Below are 24,163 nucleotides of genomic sequence, written 5' to 3' on the forward strand. Positions count from 1 at the left end.
GCTCAGATGAGCGAGTCCGGTGAGGGCGCGGAAACGCCCCGGGTGGTGGGCTGGGCCGTGCCTTGTGGATCTGCCGGGCTCCACGGCGCCCGGCATGATCCGGAAGGGGCACTCTAGGCCGCTTGCCGCAACGAGGGCCCCGCGTTCGCGGTACGCCCCTGTCGTGTCCGCCGGGCTCCCCGACGCGCCCGTGCGACCTTGCCGCTTACTCAGGCTTCGAACCCGCCGAGGGCTTCGAACCCGCCGAGCAGCACGGAGAGGAACAGCCCGGATGACGCGGTCTCAGGGGACGTCCGGCGGCAGGTCCGTGAGGCATCGGCTGGTCGCCCTGTGGGCGGCCCTGCTGGGCCTGGTCGGCGCGGTCCTCGTCGGCATGGGACCCCGCGCGTCCGCGCAGGGCGACTGGGACTGCCTCGGCGGGCCCGAGACCCGCATCGGCTACCTCTTCGAGGCCGAAGGCTCGGGCTCGGCGCCGTACGACATCGCCCGGATCGACTACACCACCGGCGCCGCGACCATCGTCGGCGGCACCCCGGTCCCGGTGGACGCGGTCGGCTTCAACACCCTCGACGGTTACTACTACGGCGTGGCCGGCGGCAATCAGATCGTCCGGATCGACAGCTCGGGGAACACCACCCAGGTCGGCACCTCCAGCGGCACCGTCTACACCAGCGGCGACTTCGACCCGAACGGGCATCTGTGGCTGCTCGGCAACATCCTCCCCGGCAACTGGGCCGAGATCGACCTGGTGCCGGGCTCGCCGACGTACGGGCAGACGCTCGCCTTCGGCACCGTCACCTACCCCAGCAACCAGTACCGCGCCCTCGGCGACTGGACCTATATGACCGGCCCCGCGGGCACCGGTCTCTACGGCGTCGTCGACATGGTGGGCCAGCGCCTGCCGAACATCCTGTTCTTCAACCCGGCCACCCGCACCTACACCGTCATCGGCGAGGTCGCCGGGATGCCCGTCGGCATCGGCGGGGTCGACACCCGGGGCAGCTTCACCGACGGCACCTACCTGTACGTGTACACGTTCACCTCCGGAGTGATCTACCGGGTCGACTTCACCACCCTGGTCGGCACCCCCCTCCCGGTGAACCCGGGCGCGATCACCTTCGGCGACGGCGCCCAGTGCGCGGCGGCGCCGTCGAGCACCGTCAACGTCGTCAAGGAGGTCAAGGGCCGCAACACCCCGCTCGACCAGTTCCGGGCCGGGCTGAAGGACTCCGGCGGCAACGAGGCCGGCGGGGTCACCACCTCCGGCTCCGAGACCCGCGCCGAGTCCGGTCCGCTGTCCGTCGCCTCGGCCCAGACGTACCAGCTGTTCGACCGGCCGGCCGACGGCACCCTGCCACCGGAGCCCGGTCTCTACGACACCTCCGCCACCTGCGTCGACGACGCCACCGGCGCCAACGTGCCGCTGACCGGCGGCGCCGGGTCCTGGTCGCTCACCCTCTCCCGGCTGAGCGCCGACTACACCTGCACGGTGACCAACGCGGCCCGCGGCACCGGCGGCATCGACCTGGTCAAGAAGGCGGACCCGCAGGTCGCGACGGCGGTCGGACAGACCGTCACCTACACCCTGACCGTACGCAACACCGGCACCACCTCGGTCCACGACCTCGGCCTGACCGACTCCCAGCAGACCGGCACCTTCCCCTGCGACCTGCCCGCCGAGGGCCTGCTCCCCGGGCACGAGGCCACCTGCGCGACCTACACCCACACCGTCACCCAGACCGACATCGACAACGGCTCCATCACCAACACCGCCCAGGCGAGCGGCACCGACAACCTGGGCCACCCGGTCGGCGCGAGCGACTCGGCGCGCGTGGACACCGTGCAGCCCTCGCCGGAGATCGGACTGGCCAAGTCCGTCTCCCCGGAGACCGTCACGGCCGCCGGGCAGGAAGTCGCCTACACCTACCGCGTCACCAACACGGGCCGGACGGAACTGCACGGCGTGACGATCGCCGAGCACGGTTTCACCGGCACCGACGGCGCCCCGTCGGCCACCTGCGAGCAGACCACGCTCGCCCCGGGCGCATCGACCGACTGCACGGCGACGTACACGGTGACCCAGGCCGACATCGACGCGGGCGGCATCGACAACACGGCCACCGCCCGAGCGGTCGACACCCTCGGCGACGAAGCCGACTCCGCGCCCTCGTCCGCCCACGTCACCGCCACCCGCACCCCGGCGATCGTCCTCGACAAGGCGGCCGCCCCCACCACGGTGGACAGCGCGGGCACCCCGGTCACGTACACCTTCACCCTCGCCAACACCGGCAACACCACGGTCACCAACGCCGATCTGGTGGAGACGGAGTTCAGCGGCCACGGCCAGCCCGGCCCGCTCGTCTGCCCGCCCGGCTCCGACCGCACCCTCGCCCCCGGCGAGAAGCTCGTCTGCACCGTCACCTACGAGGTCACCCAGTCCGACATCGACCAGGGCGGCGTGGACAACACCGCGCACGCCACCGCCTGGCAGAACGGCGCCGAGGTCCGCAGCGGCGACGTCCAGGCGCACGTCGCCGCGGACCGCACCGCGGAACTCAGCCTGATCAAGCAGGCCAGGCCGGACGAGAGCGCGGACTTCACCGTCGGCCGTGTGATCACGTACAGCTTCCAGGTGCGCAACACCGGCAACACCAGTGTGAGCGGCATCGCCCTCGTCGAGACCGACTTCACCGGCCAAGGCACCGCGCCCGACATCGTCTGCCCCGGGGAACCCGACCCGCTGGCCCCCGGTGAAGCCGTGGTCTGCCAGGGCACGTACACCCTCACCCAGGCCGATATCGACCAGGGCACGGTGTCCAACACCGCGCACGCCACCGGAACGGCCGCGGGCGGGGCCACCGTCGTCTCGAACGACGCCTCGCAGACCCTCGTCGGCGCGCCCGGCTCCGCCCTGGCGGTGGAGAAGTCGGCGCAACCCGCCACCGTCACCTCCGCCGACGACACCGTGACGTACACCTTCCACGTCACCAACACCGGGGAGACCACCCTCACGGGCGTGCAGATCATCGAGACCCACTTCACGGGCACCGGGACGCCCTCGCCGATCACCTGCGCGCAGATCACGCTCGCGCCCGGCGAGTCGACGGACTGCACGGGGACGTACGAGGTGACCCAGGCGGACATCGACGGGGGAGGCGTCACCAACAGCGCCGTCGCCTCGGCTACCGTCCCCGGCGGGGAGACGACCTTCTCCGACGTCAGCACCGTCACCGTCGACGCCACGGCCGCGGGCTCCCTCAGCCTCCAGAAGAAGGCCGACCCGGACGTGGTGACCGGGGCGGGCGACACGATCAGCTACCACTACACCGTGCGCAACACGGGCGCCGTCACCGTCCACGGCGTCGGCGTCACGGACTCCGCCTTCTCCGGCACCGGCACCCCGCCGTCCGTGACCTGCCCCGGCGGGCCGCTCGCGCCCGGGGAGGAGACCGAGTGCACGGCCACCTACGTGGTGACCCAGGCGGACGTCACGGCGGGCGAGGTCACCAACACCGCGACCGCGAGCGCCGCCCGCGCCGACACCGGAGCCGCCGTCACCTCCAACGAGGAGAGCGCCAGGGTCCGGGTCGCCGCCTCCTCGCTCGCCCTGACGAAGTCCGTGTCCCCGGAGACGGCGACCGTCGGCGACCAGGTCACGTACACGTACACGGTGACGAACACCGGGGAGACGGCCCTGACCGGCCTCTCGGTCACCGACACCGCGTTCAGCGGCACGGGCACCCCGCCGGTCGTCGCCTGCCCGGCGACCACGCTCGACGCGGGCGCCTCGGTGACCTGCACGGCCACGTACACCGTCACCTCCGCCGACACCCAGGCGGGCGAGGTCACCAACACGGCGACCGCCACCGCACACAACTCGGCGGGTACGGAGGTCACTTCGGTCCCGTCGAGCGCCGCCCTCACCACCCCCGGTTCCTCGCTCGGTCTGACGAAGTCCGTGTCCCCCGAGACGGCGACCGTCGGCGACCAGGTCACCTACACCTACCTGGTGACGAACACGGGAGACACGACCCTCTCGGGTCTGACGGTCACCGACACCGAGTTCAGCGGCTCCGGCACCCCGCCGTCCGTGATCTGCCCGGCGACCTCCCTCGACCCCGGCATCGCGGTGTCCTGCACGGCGACGTACGTGGTCACGGAGGCGGACGTCACGGCCGGCCAGGTCGCCAACACCGCGAAGGCGACCGCCCAGACCGCTTCGGGAACCCCGATCGACTCGGCGCCGTCGGACGCGGTCTTCACGACCCACCAGCCGCCGACCTCCTCGCTCGCCCTGACGAAGTCCGTGTCCCCGGAGACCGCGCACGCCGGTGACCAGGTCACGTACACGTATGTGGCGACGAACACCGGAGAGACGGCCCTGACCGGTCTTACGGTCGCGGACACCGCGTTCAGCGGCACCGGGACCCCGCCGGTCGTCGCCTGCCCGTCGACCTCGCTCGACCCCGGCGCTTCGGTGACCTGTACGGCGACGTACGTGGTCACCGAGGCGGACGTCACGGCGGGCGAGGTCACCAACACGGCGGCGGCGACGGCGCAGAACCCGACGGGCGCGGAGGTCGAGTCGGCCCCCGCGCACGCCGTCCTCCTCACCCCGCCCTCCTCGCTCGGCCTGACGAAGTCGGTCTCCCCGCAGTCGGCGGTCACCGGCGACGAGGTCACGTACACCTATGTGGTGACCAACACCGGGGAGACCACCCTGACGGGTGTGAGCGTCACCGACACCGCGTTCAGCGGTACGGGCACTCCGCCGTCGGTCTCGTGCCCGGCGACGACCCTCGCCCCGGGCGCCTCGGTGACCTGCACGGCCACCTACACCGTCACCTCGGCCGACGCCGACGCGGGCCAGGTCGCCAACACGGCGGTGGCGACCGCCCGCAACTCCTCGGGTGGAGAGGTCGTTTCGGAGTCCGCGAACGCGGTCCTCACGACGGCCCAACCACCGGTCTCCTCGCTCGGCCTGACGAAGTCGGTCTCCCCGGAGACGGCCACCACGGGTGATCACGTCACGTACACGTATGTGGTCACGAACACCGGGGAGACCACCCTGACGGGTGCGAGCGTCACCGACACCGCGTTCAGCGGCACCGGCATCCCGCCGGCCGTGGACTGCCCGAGCGGCCCGCTCGCCCCCGGCGCCTCGGTGACCTGCACGGCCGTGTACGTGGTCACCCAAGCCGACGCGCAGGCGGGCCAGGTCACCAACACGGCGACGGCGACCGCCCGCAACCCCGCGGGCACGGAGGTCACTTCGGACCCCGCGAACGCGGTCCTCACGACCCATCTGCCCCCGGTCTCCTCGCTCGGTCTGACGAAGACCGTGTCCCCGGAGACGGCGACGGTGGGCGACCAGGTCACGTACACGTACGGGGTGACCAACACCGGGGAGACGAACCTGTCGGCGCTGCGGATCACGGACACCGCGTTCAGCGGCACCGGCACCCCGCCGACGGTGACGTGTCCGGCGACGACCCTGGCCCCGGGCGCGTCGACGACGTGCACGGCGACGTACGTGGTCACGGAGGCGGACGTCACGGCGGGCGAGGTCGCCAACACGGCGAGGGCGACCGCCGAGAACCCCACGGGCGCGGAGGTCACCTCACCTCCCGCCCACGCCACCCTCACCGTCCACGCGCCCCCCGCCTCCTCCCTCGGCCTGACGAAGTCGGTGTCTCCGGAGTCGGCGACGGTCGGTGATCAGGTCACGTACACGTATGTGGCGACGAACACGGGGGAGACGGCGTTGTCGGCTCTGACGGTCGCGGACACGGCGTTCTCGGGTACGGGGACCGCGCCGGTGATCACCTGCCCTTCGACGACCCTGGCCCCGGGGGCTTCGGTGACGTGTACGGCGACGTACGTGGTCACGGAGGCGGATGTCACGGCGGGCGAGGTCACGAACACGGCGTCGGCGACGGCGCGGAACCCTTCGGGCGCCGAGGTGACCTCGGGGTCCGCGAGCGCGGTGCTCACGACTCACGAGCCTCCGGCTTCCTCGCTGGGCCTGACGAAGTCGGTCGCGCCGAGCACGGCGACCGCCGGTGATCAGGCCACGTACACGTATGTGGCCACGAACACCGGGGAGACGGCGCTGTCCGCTCTCGCGGTCGCGGACACGGCGTTCAGCGGGACCGGGACTCCGCCGGTCGTCGGTTGCCCGTCGACGACGCTCGCTCCCGGTGCTTCGGTGACGTGCACGGCGACGTACACCGTCACCGAGGCGGACGTCACGGCGGGGCAGGTGACCAACACGGCGGCGGCGACGGCTCGGAACCCCTCCGGTGCGGAGGTGACCTCGGGGTCGGCGAGCGCGGTGTTCACCACCCATCAGCCTCCGGCTTCATCGCTCGCGCTGAAGAAGACCGTGTCTCCCGAGACGGCGACGGTCGGTGATCAGGTCACGTACACGTACGTGGTGACGAACACCGGGGATACGGCCCTGTCGGCTCTGGCGGTGAAGGACACGGCGTTCAGCGGGACCGGGACTCCGCCGTCGGTGACGTGTCCGACGACGACGCTCGCCCCGGGTGCTTCGGTGACGTGCACGGCGACGTACGTGGTCACCGAGGCGGACGTCACGGCCGGGCAGGTCACCAACACGGCGACGGCGACGGCTCAGGATCCCTCCGGTGCCGAGGTGACCTCGGGATCGGCGAGCGCGGTGTTCACCACCCACCAGCCTCCGGCTTCCTCGCTCGGTCTGACGAAGTCGGTCGCGCCGAGTACGGCGATCGCCGGTGACCAGGTCACGTACACGTATGTGGCCACGAACACCGGGGAGACGGCGCTGTCCGCTCTCGCGGTCGCGGACACCGCGTTCAGCGGGACCGGGACGCCGCCGGTCGTCGGCTGCCCGTCGACGACGCTCGCTCCCGGAGCTTCGGTGACGTGCACGGCGACCTACACCGTCACCGAGGCGGACGTCACGGCCGGGCAGGTCACCAATACGGCGGCGGCGACGGCTCAGGATCCCTCCGGTGCCGAGGTGACCTCGGGATCGGCGAGCGCGGTGTTCACCACCCACCAGCCTCCGGCTTCATCGCTCGCGCTGAAGAAGACCGTGTCCCCGGCGAAGGCCGAAGCCGGTGACCGGGTCACGTACTCCTACGTGGTGACGAACACCGGGGGTACGGCCCTGTCGGCTCTCGCGGTGAAGGACACGGCGTTCTCGGGTACGGGGGCCCCGCCGGTCGTCGACTGTCCGGCGGCGACGCTCGCCCCGGGCGCCTCGGTGACCTGCACGGCGACCTACACCGTCACCGAGGCGGACGCGCAGGCGGGGACGGTGACCAATACCGCCGTCGCCACCGCCGAGACCGCCACGGGTGACGAGGTCTCCTCGGGTCCCGCGAGTGCCGTTCTCACCGTCGGGCAGCCTCAGCCTCCGGTCGACTCGCTCAAGCTGAAGAAGACCGCCGAGGTCACCGACACCAACCACAACCACCGCAACGATCCGGGCGATGTCGTCCACTGGACCCTGACCGTCACCAACACCGGCGACAGCACCCTCCACGACATCCGGATCGACGACCCCGTCGCGGGGCCGGTCACCTGTCCGCCCGCCCCGCTCGCCCCCGGCCAGTCCATGACCTGCGCCGCCCCGCCGTACACCCTCAGGGAGGAGGACGCCGAGCGCGGCCACCTCACCAACACCGCCACCGCCACCGGCGTCAACCCCGTCGGCCGGACCATCACCTCCCCGAAGGCCCAGGTCACCATCCCCGTCCAGCACTCGCCCGGCCCCACGCCGCCGCCCTACGGGGGTGACTACTGACCGGCGGCCCCCGGCTTTGAGAGCCGATGACCAGCGGGGAGACGAACTCGCTGGTCATCGGCCTGTCCAGGGCAGGGATAGGGGCAGGGCAGGGCAGGGCAGAGGCCGGGGTCGGGGTCGGGTCTCGGGAGGCTTGCGGCGTCGGAACCGTCTACGGAATCAGGTCCGGCAGTCCCGATCCGTCGAACACCCCGGCGCGGTCGACCGCGAGGCGGCCCTCCTTGAGGACGGCGTGGATGTTGGCCGGGTCGCCGAGCGCGTCGAGGTCCGTGAGGGGGTCGATGCCGCAGACCACGAGGTCGGCCGCCTTTCCCGCCGTCAGGCTGCCCGTCACCTCGGCGACGCCGCAGAGTTCGGCGGCATCGGCGGTCCCGGCCCGGATCGCCTGGAGCGGGGTCATGCCGCCGATCCGGGCGAGCAGCCCGAGTTCCCGCAGGTTCCTCCCGTGCGGCGCGGTCAGGCCCGAGTCCGTGCCCATGGCGACGCGTACCCCGGAGGCGACCGAGCGGGCGAACGCCTCCTGGGCGACGCGGTGCCAGCGTACGGCCTTGGCGTGGACGGCCGGTGACACCCGGGCCGGGTCCGGCTCCGCCATGGTCTCCAGAAGGGTGGGCACGAGGAACTGACCGCGCTCGGCCATCTCCGCGCGCAGTTCGTCGGTCAGGGCGTACCCGTGCTCGATGCTGCGGACCCCGGCGCGGACGGCGGCGGCGATCCCCGGCTCCCCGATCGCGTGGACCGCGACCGGCAGCCCTCCGTGGGCCTCGGCCTCCTCGACGGCCGCGCGGACCATCTCGGGGCGCAGACCGAGCCACTCGGGCTGGTCGTGCGGGGAGGTGACGCCTCCGCTCGCGGCGAGCTTGACGCAGTCGGCGCCCAGGGCGATCAGGGTCCGCACCCGGGTGCGGAGGGCGTCGACGGTGTCGACGACTCCCGGCGGGCTGCCGGGGAAGGCGACGGCGGTTTCGAGCGCGTCGATCCCGGAGGGCAGCCGGAAGTCCGCGTGCCCGGCGGTCTGGCTGAGCATGCTCACCGCCACCAGGAGGCGTGGGCCCGCGATGCGCCGCTCCGCCACCGCCTGCCGGAATCCGGCGTCGATCCCCATCAGGTCGCGGGCCGTCGTCACCCCGTTGTGGAGGGTGGTGCGCAGCCGTTCGAGCACCTTCAGGGTCCGGTAGCTGGCGAGTTCCCCCAGGCCGGTCAGCGGGCTTTCCGCCGGTCCCGGCAGGGCGAAGTGCACATGGGCGTCGATGAAGCCGGGGCAGACGGTACGGCCCCCGAGGCCCACCCGGCGCGCGTCGCGCAGATCGGGATCGTCGGGAAGCCGCCGGGCCGGCCCGCACCAGCGGACGAGGGAGCCGTCGACGACCAGGACGGCGTCCGGTACCGGCGGAGCCCCCGTACCGTCGACGAGCCGGAGGTCGTGCAGGACGACGGGGGTCGGGCTCACGGGGTCCTCCGAGGTCGGATCGGGGGAGGGCGGGTCACGGGGAGTGGGTCGTGGGGGATCGTGGCACACGGCCGGGCCGGGCTTCGGGAGCCTCGGCGCCCGCCGTGGCCCGCGTCGCCGTCATGGCCGTACCGCGTCGGGACCGGCTCGGTGCCGTACGGCCGGGATCGCGGACCGTACCGCTTGGGCGACCGGCTCAGTGCCGTACGGCCAGGATCGCCGTGGTGTCGTCGGCCAGCCCCCGGACGGCGAAGCGCGCGAGGTCGGCGTGGAGGAGGGGCAGGACCCGGTCGGCGGGGCGGAACCGCCAGGAGGCGATCCGATTCTCCAGGGGGTAGAAGTTCCCGGTCGCGTCCCGGGTCTCGCTGACCCCGTCGGTGAAGAGGAGCAGCCGGTCGCCGGGGCCGAAGGGGACCTCGACGATCTCGAACACGTCGTTCTCGATCCCGGCCAGATTCACCGGGAAGGCGGGGGAGGGGATCGGTACGGCGGCGACGGTCCCGCCGTGCTGGACGAGCGGAGCCGGATGGCCGCAGCTGAGGATCCGGGCGACCGGCTCGTCCGTGGGGAGTTCGACGAGAAGCACGGTGGCGAACCGGTCGGCGGCCTCGGACTCGGGGCGCAGCTCGGCGTAGCGCCGCATGGTGGTGTCGAGGCGGCGGGCGATCTCGCCGAGGCCGTCGGCCGTGTACGCGGACTCGCGGAAGGAGCTGAGCAGGAGCGACGCGGCTTCCACCGCGCCCAGCCCCTTGCCCTGGACGTCCCCCACGATGAGCCGGACGCCGTCGTGGGCGGGGAGCGCCTTGTAGAAGTCGCCGCCCACTCGGGCTCCTTGTGCGGAGGCCTCGTACAGCAGATGGAGGTCGACATGGGCGAGCCGGGAGGGCATCGGGCGCAGCAGGGCGCGCTGGGTGGCCTCGGCGATGGCGCCGACCTGCTGGAGCTGGTGTTCGCGGCGCCGGCGCAGGCTGCTGGACCAGGCGGACACCAGGGTCACCAGGAGCAGGGAGAGGAGGGTGGTGGGGATGGCGGAGAGCCCGAAGCCCGTCCGGTCGGCGATCAGGGCGTACGCGGCCACCATGGAGAGCAGGCCGATGCCGAGGGTCGCCATCGGGCCCCAGGCGACCGCGGCGAGGGCCGGGGCGGCGAAGAGGAAGCGGTCGAAGCGGGCCTGGTCGGGGGTGGTGACGTCGAGGGCGACGGAGACGACGATGATCAGGAAGGGCAGCGTCCGGCCGATCGCGTTGACCGTCTCCGATCGCGAGAGAGTGCGCCGGGACATCTTCCTCCTGCCCTGTGCCGTTCTTCCCGGGTCGCGCGGGCGGGGCGTCGGAGCCGCCCGTGCGCGGGGAGATCCTCGTTTGTCCCAGGCAAGCGTACTCAAAACGGAATAAAACGGTGCTTGGCTGGGCGGGGGGCAGTTCCTTGTGGGTGGTCGCCCGGACCACGCCCGGGGCCTGTCGGCCGCGCCCCGGGCCTGGCTTGGTCACGCCCCGGGCCTGCGGGCCCGGGGGAGCGGGCTCGCAGGCTGAGGAAACGGGTAGGGCGTGTGGGGCGTGTGGGGCGCGTCGGTCAGTAGGTCATGGCCGTGGGCTGCGCGTCCGGTCGCATGGCCGCGTCGGTGCCGCCGTCCACGAACAGGGTCGCGCCGGTGGTGAAACGCGCCTCGGGGCGGAGGAACTGGTGGACCCAGAAGGCGATGTCGTCCGCCGTGCCGAAGGTGCCCAGCGGCATCGGCGTGGGGAAGTCGTCGGCGTCCAGGTCCTCGGTGCGGCCCGTGGAGCCGAGCATCAGCGGGGTGACCACCGCGCCCGGGGCGATCGCGTTGAGCAGTACGCCCTCCCTGGCCCACTCCGGGGTGACGGCGGTACGGCGCATCCAGCGGGCCAGCGCGAACTTCGAGGTGGCGTACGCCGAGATGGTCGGGGACTGCTCGGCCAGCTGGGCGGGGGTCGCCTTCTGGGCCTCGCGGGCGTGCTCGCGGGCGGCCGCCTCGTCGCCTGCCAGGAGCAGGTCCACCAGGGTCTGGTCGATCATCGGGACGGTGGTGGAGGAGTTGGAGCCGATCACCACCGCACGACCGGCCTCGGCGCGGGCGAGGGCCGGGCGCAGTCCGTCGAGCAGGGCCGCCGGGCCGAAGTAGTTGATCGACACGACCGCTCCGGCGTCCTTCATCGAGGGGCCGACGCCCGCGACGGCGGCCACGCCGTCCAGGACTCCACCGGACGCCTCGGTGACGGCGGCGACCGCCGCCGCGCGCCCTTCGGGGCTGCCCAGGTCGGCGATGACGTCGGCGTCACGGAGATCGACCCCGATGACGGAATGTCCGGCCTCGCGCAGGACGGCGGCGGTGGCCGCGCCCATTCCCGAGGCGGATCCGGTGACTGCGTAGGTACCCATGGTGTGGGCCTCCTGTGGTGGGGTGCGCCGGTCCGGCGCATGGTGCGGAGTAGACGGGACGACGATCCCCCTCGGCGTCCCGACATTATTCAATCACTGATTGAACGCTGAGTTATTCGTTTGTGTTCCAATATGTCCATGCCGGATGGACCTGATCCCACCCCGCCCCCGCCGTCCGACGGGCAGGGCTCGACCCGTGACCGCCTGCTCGACGCCGCCGAGCGTCTCTTCCTCCGGCGGGGCGTCGACCAGGTCTCCGTGCGCGCCGTCAACGCGGAGGCGGGACTGAACCCGGGAGCCGTGCACTATCACTTCGGTTCCAGGGAAGGTCTGGTCGGCGCCCTGCTTGAGCGTGAGCTGTTCCCGCTGTGGGAGGAGCGCCTCAAGCGCGCCACCGGTCGCCCGGACCGTGACGCCACCCCGCTTCAGCAGGTGGACGCGCTGGTCACCGCCGCCGTCGGGCCCTTCGACGAACTCGTACGGACCGACCGGGGGCGCATGCTGTGCAGGCTGCTCGCCCAGACCCTGCTGGGAGCCGACCGCCCGCTGGCCGGCTCCCAGTGGTCCGGCACCGCGCCCTTCGAGGTCGTTCTCGGCCGGGCCCTGCCCGACCTCGGCGTCCAGGAGGTCGCCGACCGCTGGCGCCTCGTCTTCACCACCCTGCTGACGATCTACGGCCGCCCGCTGGCGCCGGACACCCCCGGCGGGAGCGTGCCCGCCTTCCCCGCGACCGCCACGGTGATCGCCTTCCTCACGGCGGGACTCGCCACGGGGACGGTCGAGGGCTGAGCGGCGCGGGCCCGTGGGTGTAGGCGCCGAGGGCCCGTGGTCAGTGCGGTGGAACGGGTCGACCGCGACCATCTCGCCCCGCTCGCCGTCGGCCCCGGACGCCGTCGGCCCCACTCGCCTTCGGCCCCGGACACGTCCGCTGCCCGGCCGTCACGTTGCATGCCGACCCCGGACTCTCCGAGCCCCGATGCCTCGTCGGACGCGTCCGCGCCGCCGCGCCCCGCCACACCTCCGGACGGCGCACCGACGACACGCGGCCCTCGCGGTCCGCCAGGGGTTCGTCGCCTGAGCCGCCAAACCCACCCGGCGGAACCCGCCCGCCGAACCCACCCGGCGGAACCCGCCCGTCACTCCGTCCCCGTACGGAACACATAGGGACTCACCAGCGCCGTCAGCTCCTCGACCAGTTCCTCGCGCCGGATGGCCGGCCGGTCCAGGATCCAGCGGACGCTGAGCGCCTCCATCGCGGCGACCAGTACCCAGGCGCGGGTGGCGCCGTTCCCCGTCTCCGGAACGCGCCCCGCGAGATACGCGGACCCCAGATCGTGGATGCGGCGCCGGAGATGGTGAACATGCCGCTCGTGATAGCTCGGCGGCACTTCCTCGACCACGACGCGAAGGAGTCGCGAGTCCTGCTCAAGGGCGGAAAGCAGCGCCTCGACCGCGTTGTGCACGAGCCGCTCGGGCGGATCGGCCAGCCGGTCGGCGAGCGAGGCGGCCACCCGGTCCCCGGCCTCCGCCCAGAACCGCTCCATGAGCACGGTGAGGAGTTCTTCCTTGTTCCGGAAGTACTGGTAGAGGGAACCCGGGCTGATACCGGCCGCGTCGGCGACCCGAGTGGTCGCGAACCGCGCGTAACCATCACGCGCCAGGACCATGCGCCCCGCGTCGACGATCCTCTCGACCATCTCCCGCGACCGCTCCTGACGGGGCGTCTTACGCATACGCGAATTGTATGCGAATGATTATTCGCATTACAACGGTGCGATGACGCAGAGCAGCGAGATACGTGCCGCGGGCCCCTTCCCGAGCCGCTTCCGCGAAGCCGAGCGGCGCGGCCGCAGGATCGCCCGTCCGATCTTCCTCTTCACCGACATCGGCAAGGAGGTCGACGACACCCTCATGGAACGGCTGGGGGCGAGTCTCCTCCAGCGTGACGAACTCGGCGCGGCCCTCGCCGAGGCGATGAGCCTGCCCGTAGGGGACCCCGCCCGGGTCACCCACGCCGAGATCGGCAGGGCCCTGCACGCCGCCCCCGACCTCTCCCCCCAACTTCCGCCCAGGTTAAGGGCGTTACTCGACCATGCGACCAACGTCCCCGACTGGGTCGACTGGGACCGGATCGAACGCGGCGCCGCGGTGTTCCGCTCCCTGGGCCGCAACAGCGGCGACGTCCTCGGCCTCCTCTCCCTCGTCGGCGGCTACCGCTTCGGCGGACCGGCCGACCTGCTGGTCCGCACCGGAGGCATGGGCGGGGCGCGGACCCTGCGTCGCCTCGCCGAGACGACCAAGTGGTCGCACGCCGTCACCCGTCCCGGCGGTCTGCGGCCGGGCGCCGAGGGCTGGCGGCTCACCGTCCACGTACGGATCATGCACGCCCTGGTGAACACCCGCTTCGCGCCCGGCTGGGACAGCGCCCGCTGGGGCCTCCCCGTCAACCAGGCCGACCAGGCGGCCACGCTCGGCCTCTTCGACGCGACCGTGATCGTCGGCTGTCTGGGACTCGGCGTCCGGCTGACCCGCCGGCAGCGGGACGACTTCATGCATCTGTGGCGGTACGTCGGTCAACTGATGGGCGTCGCCCCGGAGTGGCTCACCGACGACGAGGACGTCCGGCACCGCTGGAACTACCACATCCTGCTGTCCGCCCCCGGGCAGACCCAGGCCGGCCGGGACCTCGCCCGGCTGACCATGGACGCCCAGGGCCGACTGAACCACGGCCACCCGAACCCCACCGTCGAACGCCTCCACCAACGCTACGAGTACGCACGCCAGATGAGCCTCCTCACCGCCTTCCTGGGCCTCACCGGCATGCGCGACCTGGGCCTGCGCCCCCGCGTCCCCTGGGCCCTGGCCCTCTCCCTCACCGGCAACACCCTCCGCTACCGCCTCCTCGGCACCCTCCCCGGCGCCCGCGCCCGCCTCGAAGCCCAGGGCGCCCGCGCCCAGGACCGCCACCTGGCAGCCCTGTTCCCCGACGGCCCGGCGGGGGTGGCGGGGTTGCCGGAAGTGGGGTGAGGGAGCGGGGTGGCGCGGTTGCCGGAGGCGAGGTAGGGGGGCGGGGCGCCGCGCCCCCGCGACCGCCGAGGGTTCCGTCCCCGTCCCCCACGGGTAGGAACCCGCCCCGGACCCGCCAGGGCCTCGTTCCGTCACTCCGTCGAGCGAAGGGTTCCCCGCATGGCCGACACCGTTCCCCCGGAAAGAACCGACGGACCCGCCTTCCCGGACAGACCGCCCGCCTCCTCGGACAGACCGCCCGCCTTCCCCGCCGAGCCCGCCTTCCCTGGCGGCCCCGCCTTCCCCGGCAGACCGCCCGCCTTCCCCGGCAGACCGCCCGCCTTCCCCGACCGCCCCGCCTCCCCCGGCGGGCGCGTCGAGTTCGGGCCCGGTGTGCTTCCCGCCGATTCCCGTTTCGTCAACGACGATCTGCTTCCCGTGCCCGTGGCCGGGCGGCGCTGGACCACGTACAACTTCGCCGCCCTCTGGGTCGGCATGGCCCACAACATCCCCTCCTGGATGCTCGCCTCCGGTCTCGTCGCGCTCGGCATGGACTGGCGGCAGGCGGTGCTCACCATCGCCCTCGCCAATGTCCTCGTCCTGCTGCCGATGCTGCTCACCGGGCACGCCGGGCCCAAGTACGGCATCCCCTTCCCGGTCCTCGCCCGTGCCTCCTTCGGGCTGCGCGGGGCGAACCTGCCCGCGCTCGTCCGCGCGGGTGTCGCCTGCGCCTGGTTCGGCATCCAGACCTGGATCGGCGGCCAGGGCGTCTTCATCCTGCTGGACAAGGCGTTCGGCGGCGGCTGGGCGAACGCGGAGGTGATCGGAGGCGAGCCCTGGACGCTCTGGCTCTGCTTCGTCCTCTTCTGGGGCCTCGAACTCGCCGTCATCCACCAGGGCATGGAGGCCCTGCGCCGCTTCGAGAACTGGGCCGCGCCCTTCGTCATCGTCGGCGCGCTCGTCCTGCTCGCCTGGGTCGCCGTCAAGGCGGGCGGCCTCGGGCCGTTGCTCGGCCAACCGTCCAGGCTGGGCTGGGGCGCCGACTTCTGGCCGGTCTTCTTCCCCGCCCTCATGGGGATGATCGCCTTCTGGGCGACGCTCAGCCTCAACATCCCCGACTTCACCCGCTTCGGCGCGGGCCAGCGCTCCCAGGCCCTCGGTCAGGCCCTCGGACTGCCCACCACCATGACGCTCTTCGCGCTGCTCTCGGTGCTCGTCACCTCAGGGTCGCAGGCCGTGTACGGGGCTCCCGTCTGGGACCCGGTGGCGCTCGCCGCCCGTACGGACAACGTCTTCGGGCTGGTCTTCGCCCTGGTGACCGTACTGGTCGCGACCCTGTCGGTGAACCTCGCCGCCAACGTCGTCTCCCCGGCGTACGACCTCGCCCATCTCGCCCCCCGGCTGATCGGCTTCCGCACCGGCGCGCTGATCACCGGGGTCGTCGGCGTGCTCATCATGCCGTGGAAGCTGACCGCCACCCCCGAGCTGTACATCTTCACCTGGCTCGGGCTCGTCGGCGGACTGCTCGGCACGGTGGCCGGCATCCTCATCGCCGACTACTGGCTCGTCCGCCGGACCGTCCTCGACCTGGAGGGCCTCTACCGGGCCGACGGACCCTACTGGTACCGGGGCGGCTGGAACCCGGTGGCGGTCCTCGCCTTCCTGGCCGGCGGGGTCCTCGCGGTGGGCGGCTCCCACTCGGCACCGGGCACCGGACCCTTCCCCGAGGACGGGCTCATCCCCTTCCTCAAGCCGCTCGCCGACTACGGCTGGGCCGTGGGGATGGCCGCCTCCCTGCTCCTCTACACCCTGCTCATGCGGCGCGCCCCGCACGCCCGAGGGCCCCGGTGACCACTACGGGACCCGGGCGGTCCACTCCTCGGTGGCGAACTTCGTCCGCACCAGCTCCTCGGCGCGGGCCAGTTCCTCCGCCGTGACGTCCCCGGTGGTCAGCCCGTAACGGTCGTGGAAGGAGGCGATCATGTTCTCGATCACCTGCTCCCGGGCGAGTCCGGTCTGCCGACGCAGCGGGTCCACCCGCTTCTTGGCGCTCCTGGTGCCCTTGTCGGACATCTTCTCCCGGCCGATGCGCAGCACTTCCAGCATCTTGTCGGCGTCGATGTCGTACGACATGGTCACGTGGTGCAGGACCGCCCCGGGCCCGCCGTCCGTGCCGACCACCCGCTTCTGCGCCGCGCCCGCGATCTTCCCGGCCTCGGTCGCGATGTCGTTGAGCGGCTGGTACCACGCCTTGATCCCCATGTCGCCGAGCGCGCCCAGGACCCAGTCGTCCAGATAGGCGTAACTGTCGGCGAAGGACAGGCCCGAGACCAGGGACTCCGGTACGGAGAGGGAGTAGGTGATCGTGCTCATGGGCTCCACGAACATGGCCCCGCCGCCGGAGATGCGGCGCACCACGGTCATCCCGTGCCGGGCGGCCCCCTCGGGGTCCACCTCGTTGCGCAGCGACTGGAAGCTGCCGATGACCACGGCGGGGGAGGCCCACTCCCAGACCCGGAGAGTGGGCGCCCGCCGTCCGGCGGCCACCTCGGCGGTGAGGACCTCGTCGAGCGCCATGTGCAGGGCGGGGGCCTGAGGGCCCGCGTGCACCAGCTGCCAGTCGTAGTCGCTCCACTCGGTCGCGTGGGCCAGGGCCCGCCGGACGGCGATGCCGACGCCTTCCGCGGTCAGCCCGAACATGACGGTCGACTCGGGCAGGGCCGCCGTGATCCGGGCCGCGAGACCCGTCGCGTCCGTGGCGGAGGGGGCGCCTTCCAGAGCGCCGTTGATCGCGAGGATCGCCTCGTCGGGCTCCAGGAAGAAGTCCCCGGCGACCCGTACGTTCCGCAGGACGCCGTCCTCCACGTCCAGATCCACGACGACGAGCTTGCCGCCGGGCGCCTTGTACTCACCGTGCACCGTTTCGTTCCCTTCCGGCGTGTGGCCGGGATCCGGGACCTCGCGGCCCTCGGCCCCGGACAGACCTGCGCGTTCTCTGCATCGCACTCTAGTACTCCGGCGCAGGCCGACCCGGAGCCGAGAGGCCCGTCGACGCGGGCGGACGCGGGGAGGCCGTGGACGGTGACGTGGCCCGCGCCGGGAGGCCGTGGACCGTGACGCGGAACACCGGCCCGTACGGAACCGTCCCGCCGGTAAAGGGTGAACTCGTCCCAAAGGTACTGCCCGGGGAAACGGAGGGTGACGAATGCAACGGTCCGGTTGTCAGACCTCCGTGCTTAGCTGGGGGCATGATCGATGAGTTCCCCGAGTACGTCCTGGACGTTCCCGTCGCCGAGGTCGAGGAGGCTGTCCGCGAGGCGGCCGCCGCCGAGATCATGCCGCGTTTCCGGCAGCTCGCCGCGGAGGAGATCGTCGAGAAGAACGGACCGCACGACCTGGTCACCGTCGCCGACCGGGCCGCCGAGGCCCACCTCACCACCGCCCTGACCGCGCTGCTGCCCGGCTCCGTGGTCGTCGGCGAGGAAGCGGTACACGCCGACCCCGCCGTCTACGAGGCGCTGCGCGGCGACGCCCCCGTGTGGATCGTCGACCCCGTCGACGGCACCCGGCAGTTCGTCCACGGCGACCCCGGATTCTGCACCCTCGTGGCCCTCGCCCGGCACGGCGAGCTGATCGCCTCCTGGACCTACGCCCCCGCCCTCGAAGAGTGCGCCGTCGCCGTCCGGGGCCGGGGCGCCACGCTCAACGGACAGCCGCTGCGCTCCGGTTCGCCCGCTCCCGGCGCCACCCTGGAAGTCGCCACCTCCCACCCCGACTACACCACCCCCGAACAGAAGCGGGCCCTGCTCGGCCTGGTCGCCGAGGGAGTGAGCCCCCGCCCCTGCGGCTCGGCGGGACTGGAGTACCTGGCCGTGGCGCGCGGCGCGCTCGACGCCACCGCCTTCTCCTGGGAGTACGCCTGGGACCACGCGGCCGGACTCCTCCTCGTCACCGAGGCGGGCGGCGCGCACACCACGGTCGCGGGCGAGCCGTTCCGCGTCACCGGGGGGAACGCCCTGCCGTTCACGGCCGCCCGGGACACGGCCACCGCCGAGCGGATACGAGCCCTCCTCGGGACGCTCTGAGCCGGGTCGCTCCCGGTCGGGCCCCCGGACCGGGGCGCCCTGAGCCGGGCCTCCGGACCGGGGTGCCCTGAGCCGGGCCTCCGGACCGGGGTGCCCTGAGCCGGGCCTCCGGACCGGGGTGCCCAGAGTCGGGGTGCTCCGGGCCGGGGCGCTCAGGGAAGGACGCGCCCACCGGCCTATCCTGGGAGCCATGGCCATCGGCTGACGAAGGAGCCCGAAGGTGCCGAAGGTGACGTCCATGCTCGATGCCGTCGTCGTGGGAGCGGGGCCGAACGGGCTGACCGCCGCCGTCGAACTCGCCCGCCGAGGCCACTCCGTGGCCGTCTTCGAGGCGAAGTCCACCATCGGCGGCGGTGCCAGGACCGAGGAACTCACCCTCCCCGGCTTCCGGCACGACCCCTGCTCCGCCGTGCACCCGCTCGGCATCGGCTCACCCGTCTTCCGGACGATGCCGCTGGAGCGGTACGGACTCCACTGGCTCCACCCCGAACTGCCCATGGCCCACCCCTGGGACGACGGGACCGCCGCCGTCCTCTCCCGCTCCGTCGCCGAGACCGCCGCCTCCTTCGGGCCGCGCGACGCCGGCGCGTACCGCAGACTCGTCACCCCCTACCTCGGCAAGTGGGACACCCTCGCCCGGGACTTCATGCAGCTGCCGCTCACGGCCCTGCCCCGCGACCCCGTCACCCTCGCCCGCTTCGGGCTCACCGGGCTGCCGCCCGCCACCTGGCTGATGCGCCGCTTCCACGACGAGAAGGCCCGCGCCCTCTTCGCCGGTCTCGTCGGCCATGTCATCGCCCCGCTCGACGGCTTCGCCACGGGCGCCGTCGGCCTGGTCTTCGCCCTCGCCGCCCACGCCGCCGGCTGGCCCCTGCCCCGGGGCGGCTCCCAGTCGATCTCCGACGCCCTCGCCGGATACCTCAAGGACCTCGGCGGCGCCGTGCACACCGACTTCGAGGTCAAACGGCTCGACGACCTGCCCCCGGCCCGCGCCTACGTCTTCGACACCTCGCCGAGGGCCCTCGCCAGGATCGCAGGGTTCGGCGGCCACTACGACCACTACCGCTACGGCGCCGCCGCCTTCAAGATCGATTACGCCCTGGACGGCCCCGTGCCGTGGACCTCGGCGGAAGCCCGCCGCGCCGGAACCGTCCAGATCGGCCCCACCGCCGGAGAGATCGGCACCGCCCTGCGCCAGGCATCCTCCGGCACCGCCCCCGACACCCCCTTCCTCATCACCGCGCAGCCCAGCCTCGTCGACCCCTCCCGCGCCCCCGAGGGCAAGCACGTCTTCTGGGCGTACGGGCATGTCCCCAACGGCTGGACCGGAGACCTCACCGAGGCCATCGAGCGCCAGATCGAGCGCTTCGCCCCCGGCTTCCGCGACCGCGTCCTCGCCCGCGCCACCGCCGGACCGCCCCAGCTCGCCGCCCACAACGCCAACTACATCGGCGGCGACATCGCCTGCGGCGCCGCCCGGGGACTCCAGCTCCTGCTGCGCCCCACCCTCTCCGTCCGCCCCTACGCCACCCCGCACCCGGCGGTCTTCCTCTGCTCCGCCGCCACTCCGCCAGGGCCCGGCGTACACGGCATGTCCGGGCACAACGCGGCCAAGGCGGTCTGGCGCCGCCTGCGGAAAATAGACTGAGGCCATGGCCAAGTACTTCGACGTGCACCCCGAGAACCCCCAGCCGCGCACCATCGGCACGGTGGCAGACAGCATCAGGAACGGAGCGCTCGTCGCGTACCCGACGGACTCCTGCTACGCGCTCGGCAGCCGCCTCGGCAGCCGGGACGGCATCAGCCGCATCCGCACCATCCGGCACCTCGACGACCGGCACCACTTCACGCTGATGTGCCAGAACTTCGCCCAGCTGGGCCAGCTCGTCCAGATCGACAACGACGTCTTCCGCGCGGTCAAGGCGGCCACCCCGGGCCCCTACACCTTCATCCTGCCCGCGACGAAGGAGGTGCCCCGCCAGCTCCTGCACCCCAAGAAGAAGACCGTCGGCGTCCGCATCCCCGACCATGTCGTCACGCAGGCACTCCTCGCCGAACTCGGCGAACCGCTGCTCTCCAGCACCCTGCTCCTGCCCGACGAGGCGGAACCGCTCACCCAGGGCTGGGAGATCAAGGAACGGCTCGACCATCAGGTGGACGCCGTACTCGACTCCGGCGATTGTGGAACCGAACCCACCACCGTCGTCGACTTCTCCAGTGGCGAGCCCGAGATTCTGCGCCGCGGGGCCGGAGACACCACGCGGTTCGAATAGCAGGGAGCGCCGGTACGCCCGACCGCGTACCGCCAGGTGATCGTCTGCCGTCCGAGCGAGGCACGGCACGACAACGGGGGAGTTCCCTTTCATGACCATGCGCCGCCCGCACGTACCCGCCCTGTCCGCCGTCGCACTGGCGTGCGGGCTTGCCTTGACGGGCTGCTCCGGCCCCACGACGACCGGTTCGGCGAGCGGCACCTCGACCGTCTCCGACACGCCTTCGGCCACGGCGCCCTCGGCCACCGGGTCGGCGACCACCGAGCCGTCCGCCGAGGCGCCGTCCGCCACCGCACCGTCCGCCGAGGCGCCGTCCGGCACCCCCACGGCGGGCGGCACCCCGTCCGGTGACCCCGGCCCCGACGCCGCCGTCAGCGGAGCCACCGGGCCCTGCCGCACCGCGGGGCTCGGCTTCGAGATCGCGCCCGGCAGCGGCGCCCAGTCGGTCGGCGAGGAAGGCGCGGTCATCGTCCGGCTCGTCAACAAGGGCAGCGCGCCCTGCACCCTCAAGGGTTATCCGGGCGTCGACCTCGTCGGCGCCACCACCTGGTCCCTGCCCCGCCAGACCTCCCAGAAGCCCGGACTCGTCACCCTCAAGCCCGGCGCCCGCACCACCTTCACCATCACCTACCAGTCGTACGGCGGCGAGGGCGCCGAACTCACCCCCGGGAGCCTCGTCGTCACCCCGCCGGGAGAGACCCACCCCACCAAGCTGACCTGGGACTTCTCCTCGGTTCTGCTCCAGGACGGAGCCACCCACCCCGGCTCGTACGTCGGCCCCGTCGGCGGGAACTGACCCGGCGGCCCCGAGGCCCCCTCGATCACCCCGGCGTCCGCCCCGTCACCCCGGCGTCCGCCCTGGTGGTCCCCGGCCGTCCCCGGTCTCCGCCTCCGGTCGGCCCTCCGCCCCGGAGGCGGACGCCCATGTCGTTTTTCCGCCAGCCCCGGCGCCGCCCGTCGCCGATGCTTGACCCATGCACACCGACACCGAGCGCTGCGTCCGGGCCGTCCAGTCCAAGGACGCCCGGTTCGACGGCGTGTTCTTCACCGCCGTCCGGACCACCCGGATCTACTGCCGCCCCAGCTGCCCGGTCGTCCCGCCCAAGCCCGAGAACATGGAGTTCCACCCCAGCTCCGCCTCCTGCCAGCGGGCCGGATTCCGTGCCTGCAAGCGGTGCCGCCCCGACACCACCCCCGGCTCGCCCGAGTGGAACGTCCGCGCCGACGCCGTCGCCCGCGCCGTCCGGCTCATCCAGGACGGTGTGGTCGACCGGGAGGGCGTCCCCGGACTCGCCCGGCGGCTCGGCTGGTCCACCCGCCAGATCGAACGCCAGCTCCTCGCCGAACTGGGAGCGGGACCCCTCGCCCTGGCCCGCGCCCAGCGCGCCCAGACCGCCCGGACCCTCATCGAGACCACCGCCATGCCCCTGGGCGAGATCGCCTTCGCGGCCGGCTTCGCCTCGATCCGCACCTTCAACGACACCGTCCGCGAGGTCTTCGCCCTCACCCCCGGCGAACTCCGCGCCCGCGCGCCCCGCCCGACCGCGCCCACGGGAGCCCGTGGAACCACCACGGCCACCGGGGCCACCGGAACCACAGGCCCCTCCGGAACCACAGGCCCCTCCGGAACCACAGGCCCCTCCGGAACCACAGGCCCCTCCGGGATCTCCCGGGCCGGTGTCCAAGGCGCGATCTCCCTCCGGCTGCCCTTCCGCGCCCCGCTCGAACCCTCCAACCTCTTCGGCCACCTCGCCGCGACCGCCGTCCCCGGCGTCGAGGAGTGGCGCGACGGCGCCTACCGCCGGACGCTGAGCCTCCCGTACGGGCACGGCATCGTCGCCCTCGCCCCGCGCCCCGACCACATCGCCTGCCGCCTCTCCCTCACCGACCCCCGCGACCTCACCCACGCCGTCAGCCGCTGCCGCAGACTCCTCGACCTCGACGCCGACCCCGTGGCCGTCGACGAACGGCTGCGCGCCGATCCGCTGCTCGCCCCCGTCGTCGACACCGCGCCGGGGCGCCGGGTGCCCGGCACCGTCGACCCCGCCGAGTTCGCCGTACGGGCCGTCCTCGGCCAGCAGGTCTCCACCGCCGCCGCCCGCACCCACGCCGCCCGGCTCGTCACCGCGTACGGAACCCCCGTCGACGACCCCGAGGGCGGCCTCACCCACCTCTTCCCCGGGCCCGAGGCCCTCGCCGCGCTCGACCCCGAGGCCCTCGCCCTGCCCCGCAGCCGCCGCACCACCCTGCTGACCCTGGTCAGGGCCCTCGCGGACGGCTCCCTCGGCCTCGGTCCCGCGGAGGACCGCGAGGAGACCCGGGCCCGGCTGCGCGCCCTGCCCGGCTTCGGTCCCTGGACCACCGAGATCATCGCCATGCGGGCCCTCGGCGACCCCGACGCCTTTCTCCCCGGGGACCTCGGCATCCGCCGCGCCGCCCAAGGCCTCGGCCTCCCCGACACCCCGGCCGCCCTCACCGCCCGCGCGGCCCACTGGCGCCCCTGGCGCGCCTACGCCGTCCAGTACCTGTGGGCGACCGACGACCATCCGATCAACCTCCTGCCCACCGAAGGAGCCTGAACCGCCATGGCCCCCACCGTCCGGCACACCGTCATCGACAGCCCGTACGAGCCGCTGACCCTCGTCGCCGTCGACGGCGTCCTCAGCCGCCTCCACATGACCGGCCAGCGCCACCGCCCGCCCGAGGAGACCTTCGGCGAGCCCGACCCGCGCCCCTTCACCGAGGCCATCCGTCAACTGGACGCCTACTTCGCGGGCGACCTCACCGAGTTCGACCTGCCCCTGCACCTGGTCGGCACCGAGTTCCAGCTCCGCGTCTGGGCCGAGCTGTGCCGCATCCCGTACGGGGAGACCCGTACCTACGGGGAACTCGCCGCGCTCCTGGGCAACCCCGCCGCCTCCCGGGCCGTCGGCCTCGCCAACGGCAAGAACCCGGTCGGGGTGATCGTCCCCTGCCATCGGGTGATCGGCGCGGGCGGGGGACTCACCGGCTACGGCGGCGGGCTCGACCGCAAGCAGCGACTGCTGGCCTTCGAGACGGGCCGCGACGACACGCTCTTCTGATCCGGCATCAGGGCCGACCCGGTACCAGAGCCGACCCGGCCGACCCGGTATCAGGGCCGACCCGGGTACCA

Annotated in this window: 15 protein-coding genes; 10 read left to right on the forward strand and 5 right to left on the reverse strand. The window is 72.9% G+C overall.

Features of this window, described 5'->3' with window-relative positions:
- Positions 1-271 precede the first annotated feature (271 nt).
- Positions 272-7,795, forward strand: coding sequence for a DUF11 domain-containing protein (locus tag BU197_RS27230; RefSeq protein ID WP_188270961.1), 7,524 nt, complete (start codon positions 272-274; stop codon positions 7,793-7,795).
- A gap of 151 nt (positions 7,796-7,946) precedes the next feature.
- On the opposite strand, the gene BU197_RS27235 is transcribed toward BU197_RS27230, so the two are convergent.
- The 3 genes from BU197_RS27235 to BU197_RS27245 form a co-directional block, all read right to left on the reverse strand.
- On the reverse strand, positions 7,947-9,245 hold the full coding sequence (locus BU197_RS27235; protein WP_317452061.1) for a metal-dependent hydrolase family protein: 1,299 nt from the start codon (positions 9,243-9,245) through the stop codon (positions 7,947-7,949).
- Between the two features lie 196 nt (positions 9,246-9,441).
- Complete coding sequence (locus BU197_RS27240; RefSeq protein WP_188270962.1) at positions 9,442-10,527, reverse strand: PP2C family protein-serine/threonine phosphatase; 1,086 nt, start codon at positions 10,525-10,527, stop codon at positions 9,442-9,444.
- Positions 10,528-10,817: 290 nt separating this feature from the next.
- The gene (locus BU197_RS27245; RefSeq protein WP_188270963.1) at positions 10,818-11,645 is read right to left on the reverse strand and encodes an SDR family oxidoreductase; all 828 of its coding nucleotides are present in this window, start codon (positions 11,643-11,645) and stop codon (positions 10,818-10,820) included.
- A gap of 138 nt (positions 11,646-11,783) precedes the next feature.
- On the opposite strand from BU197_RS27245, the gene BU197_RS27250 reads away from it, so the two are divergent.
- Positions 11,784-12,434, forward strand: a complete 651-nt coding sequence (locus BU197_RS27250) for a TetR/AcrR family transcriptional regulator (RefSeq protein ID WP_188270964.1) — start codon at positions 11,784-11,786, stop codon at positions 12,432-12,434.
- A 347-nt stretch (positions 12,435-12,781) separates the two neighbouring features.
- Here the strand turns inward: BU197_RS27250 and BU197_RS27255 are convergent, their stop codons facing one another.
- On the reverse strand, positions 12,782-13,378 hold the full coding sequence (locus BU197_RS27255; RefSeq protein ID WP_223182656.1) for a TetR/AcrR family transcriptional regulator: 597 nt from the start codon (positions 13,376-13,378) through the stop codon (positions 12,782-12,784).
- A 43-nt stretch (positions 13,379-13,421) separates the two neighbouring features.
- Between BU197_RS27255 and BU197_RS27260 the strand changes: the two genes are divergently transcribed.
- Both BU197_RS27260 and ncs1 read left to right on the forward strand, forming a co-directional pair.
- Positions 13,422-14,672 carry an oxygenase MpaB family protein gene (locus BU197_RS27260; RefSeq protein WP_188270965.1) on the forward strand — a complete coding sequence of 417 codons (1,251 nt, stop codon included), beginning with the start codon at positions 13,422-13,424 and terminating at the stop codon, positions 14,670-14,672.
- A gap of 159 nt (positions 14,673-14,831) precedes the next feature.
- Positions 14,832-16,502, forward strand: a complete 1,671-nt coding sequence (ncs1, locus tag BU197_RS27265; protein WP_223182655.1) for an NCS1 family nucleobase:cation symporter-1 — start codon at positions 14,832-14,834, stop codon at positions 16,500-16,502.
- A 3-nt stretch (positions 16,503-16,505) separates the two neighbouring features.
- Here ncs1 and BU197_RS27270 read toward each other — a convergent pair whose 3' ends face one another.
- Complete coding sequence (locus tag BU197_RS27270; RefSeq protein ID WP_188270966.1) at positions 16,506-17,570, reverse strand: biotin/lipoate A/B protein ligase family protein; 1,065 nt, start codon at positions 17,568-17,570, stop codon at positions 16,506-16,508.
- Between the two features lie 329 nt (positions 17,571-17,899).
- Here BU197_RS27270 and BU197_RS27275 point away from each other — a divergent pair, with 329 nt between their 5' ends.
- The 6 genes from BU197_RS27275 (at position 17,900) to BU197_RS27300 (ending at position 24,092) form a co-directional block, all read left to right on the forward strand.
- Positions 17,900-18,736 (forward strand): inositol monophosphatase family protein, encoded by an 837-nt coding sequence (locus BU197_RS27275; RefSeq protein ID WP_188270967.1) that lies wholly within the window; start codon positions 17,900-17,902, stop codon positions 18,734-18,736.
- A gap of 229 nt (positions 18,737-18,965) precedes the next feature.
- The gene (locus BU197_RS27280; protein ID WP_188271014.1) at positions 18,966-20,384 is read left to right on the forward strand and encodes a phytoene desaturase family protein; all 1,419 of its coding nucleotides are present in this window, start codon (positions 18,966-18,968) and stop codon (positions 20,382-20,384) included.
- 4 nt (positions 20,385-20,388) lie between these two features.
- A complete protein-coding gene (locus BU197_RS27285; RefSeq protein WP_188270968.1) occupies positions 20,389-21,009 on the forward strand; it encodes an L-threonylcarbamoyladenylate synthase in 621 nt (206 codons plus the stop codon).
- 91 nt (positions 21,010-21,100) lie between these two features.
- Entirely contained in the window at positions 21,101-21,805 is a 705-nt protein-coding gene (locus tag BU197_RS27290; protein WP_188270969.1) for a DUF4232 domain-containing protein, read from the forward strand.
- A gap of 178 nt (positions 21,806-21,983) precedes the next feature.
- Entirely contained in the window at positions 21,984-23,588 is a 1,605-nt protein-coding gene (locus BU197_RS27295; RefSeq protein ID WP_188270970.1) for a DNA-3-methyladenine glycosylase 2, read from the forward strand.
- Positions 23,589-23,594: 6 nt separating this feature from the next.
- Positions 23,595-24,092, forward strand: coding sequence for a methylated-DNA--[protein]-cysteine S-methyltransferase (locus BU197_RS27300; RefSeq protein WP_188270971.1), 498 nt, complete (start codon positions 23,595-23,597; stop codon positions 24,090-24,092).
- Positions 24,093-24,163: the final 71 nt, after the last annotated feature.

This window comes from Streptomyces sp. CBMA291 (assembly GCF_014596525.1).
Taxonomy (GTDB): domain Bacteria; phylum Actinomycetota; class Actinomycetes; order Streptomycetales; family Streptomycetaceae; genus Streptomyces.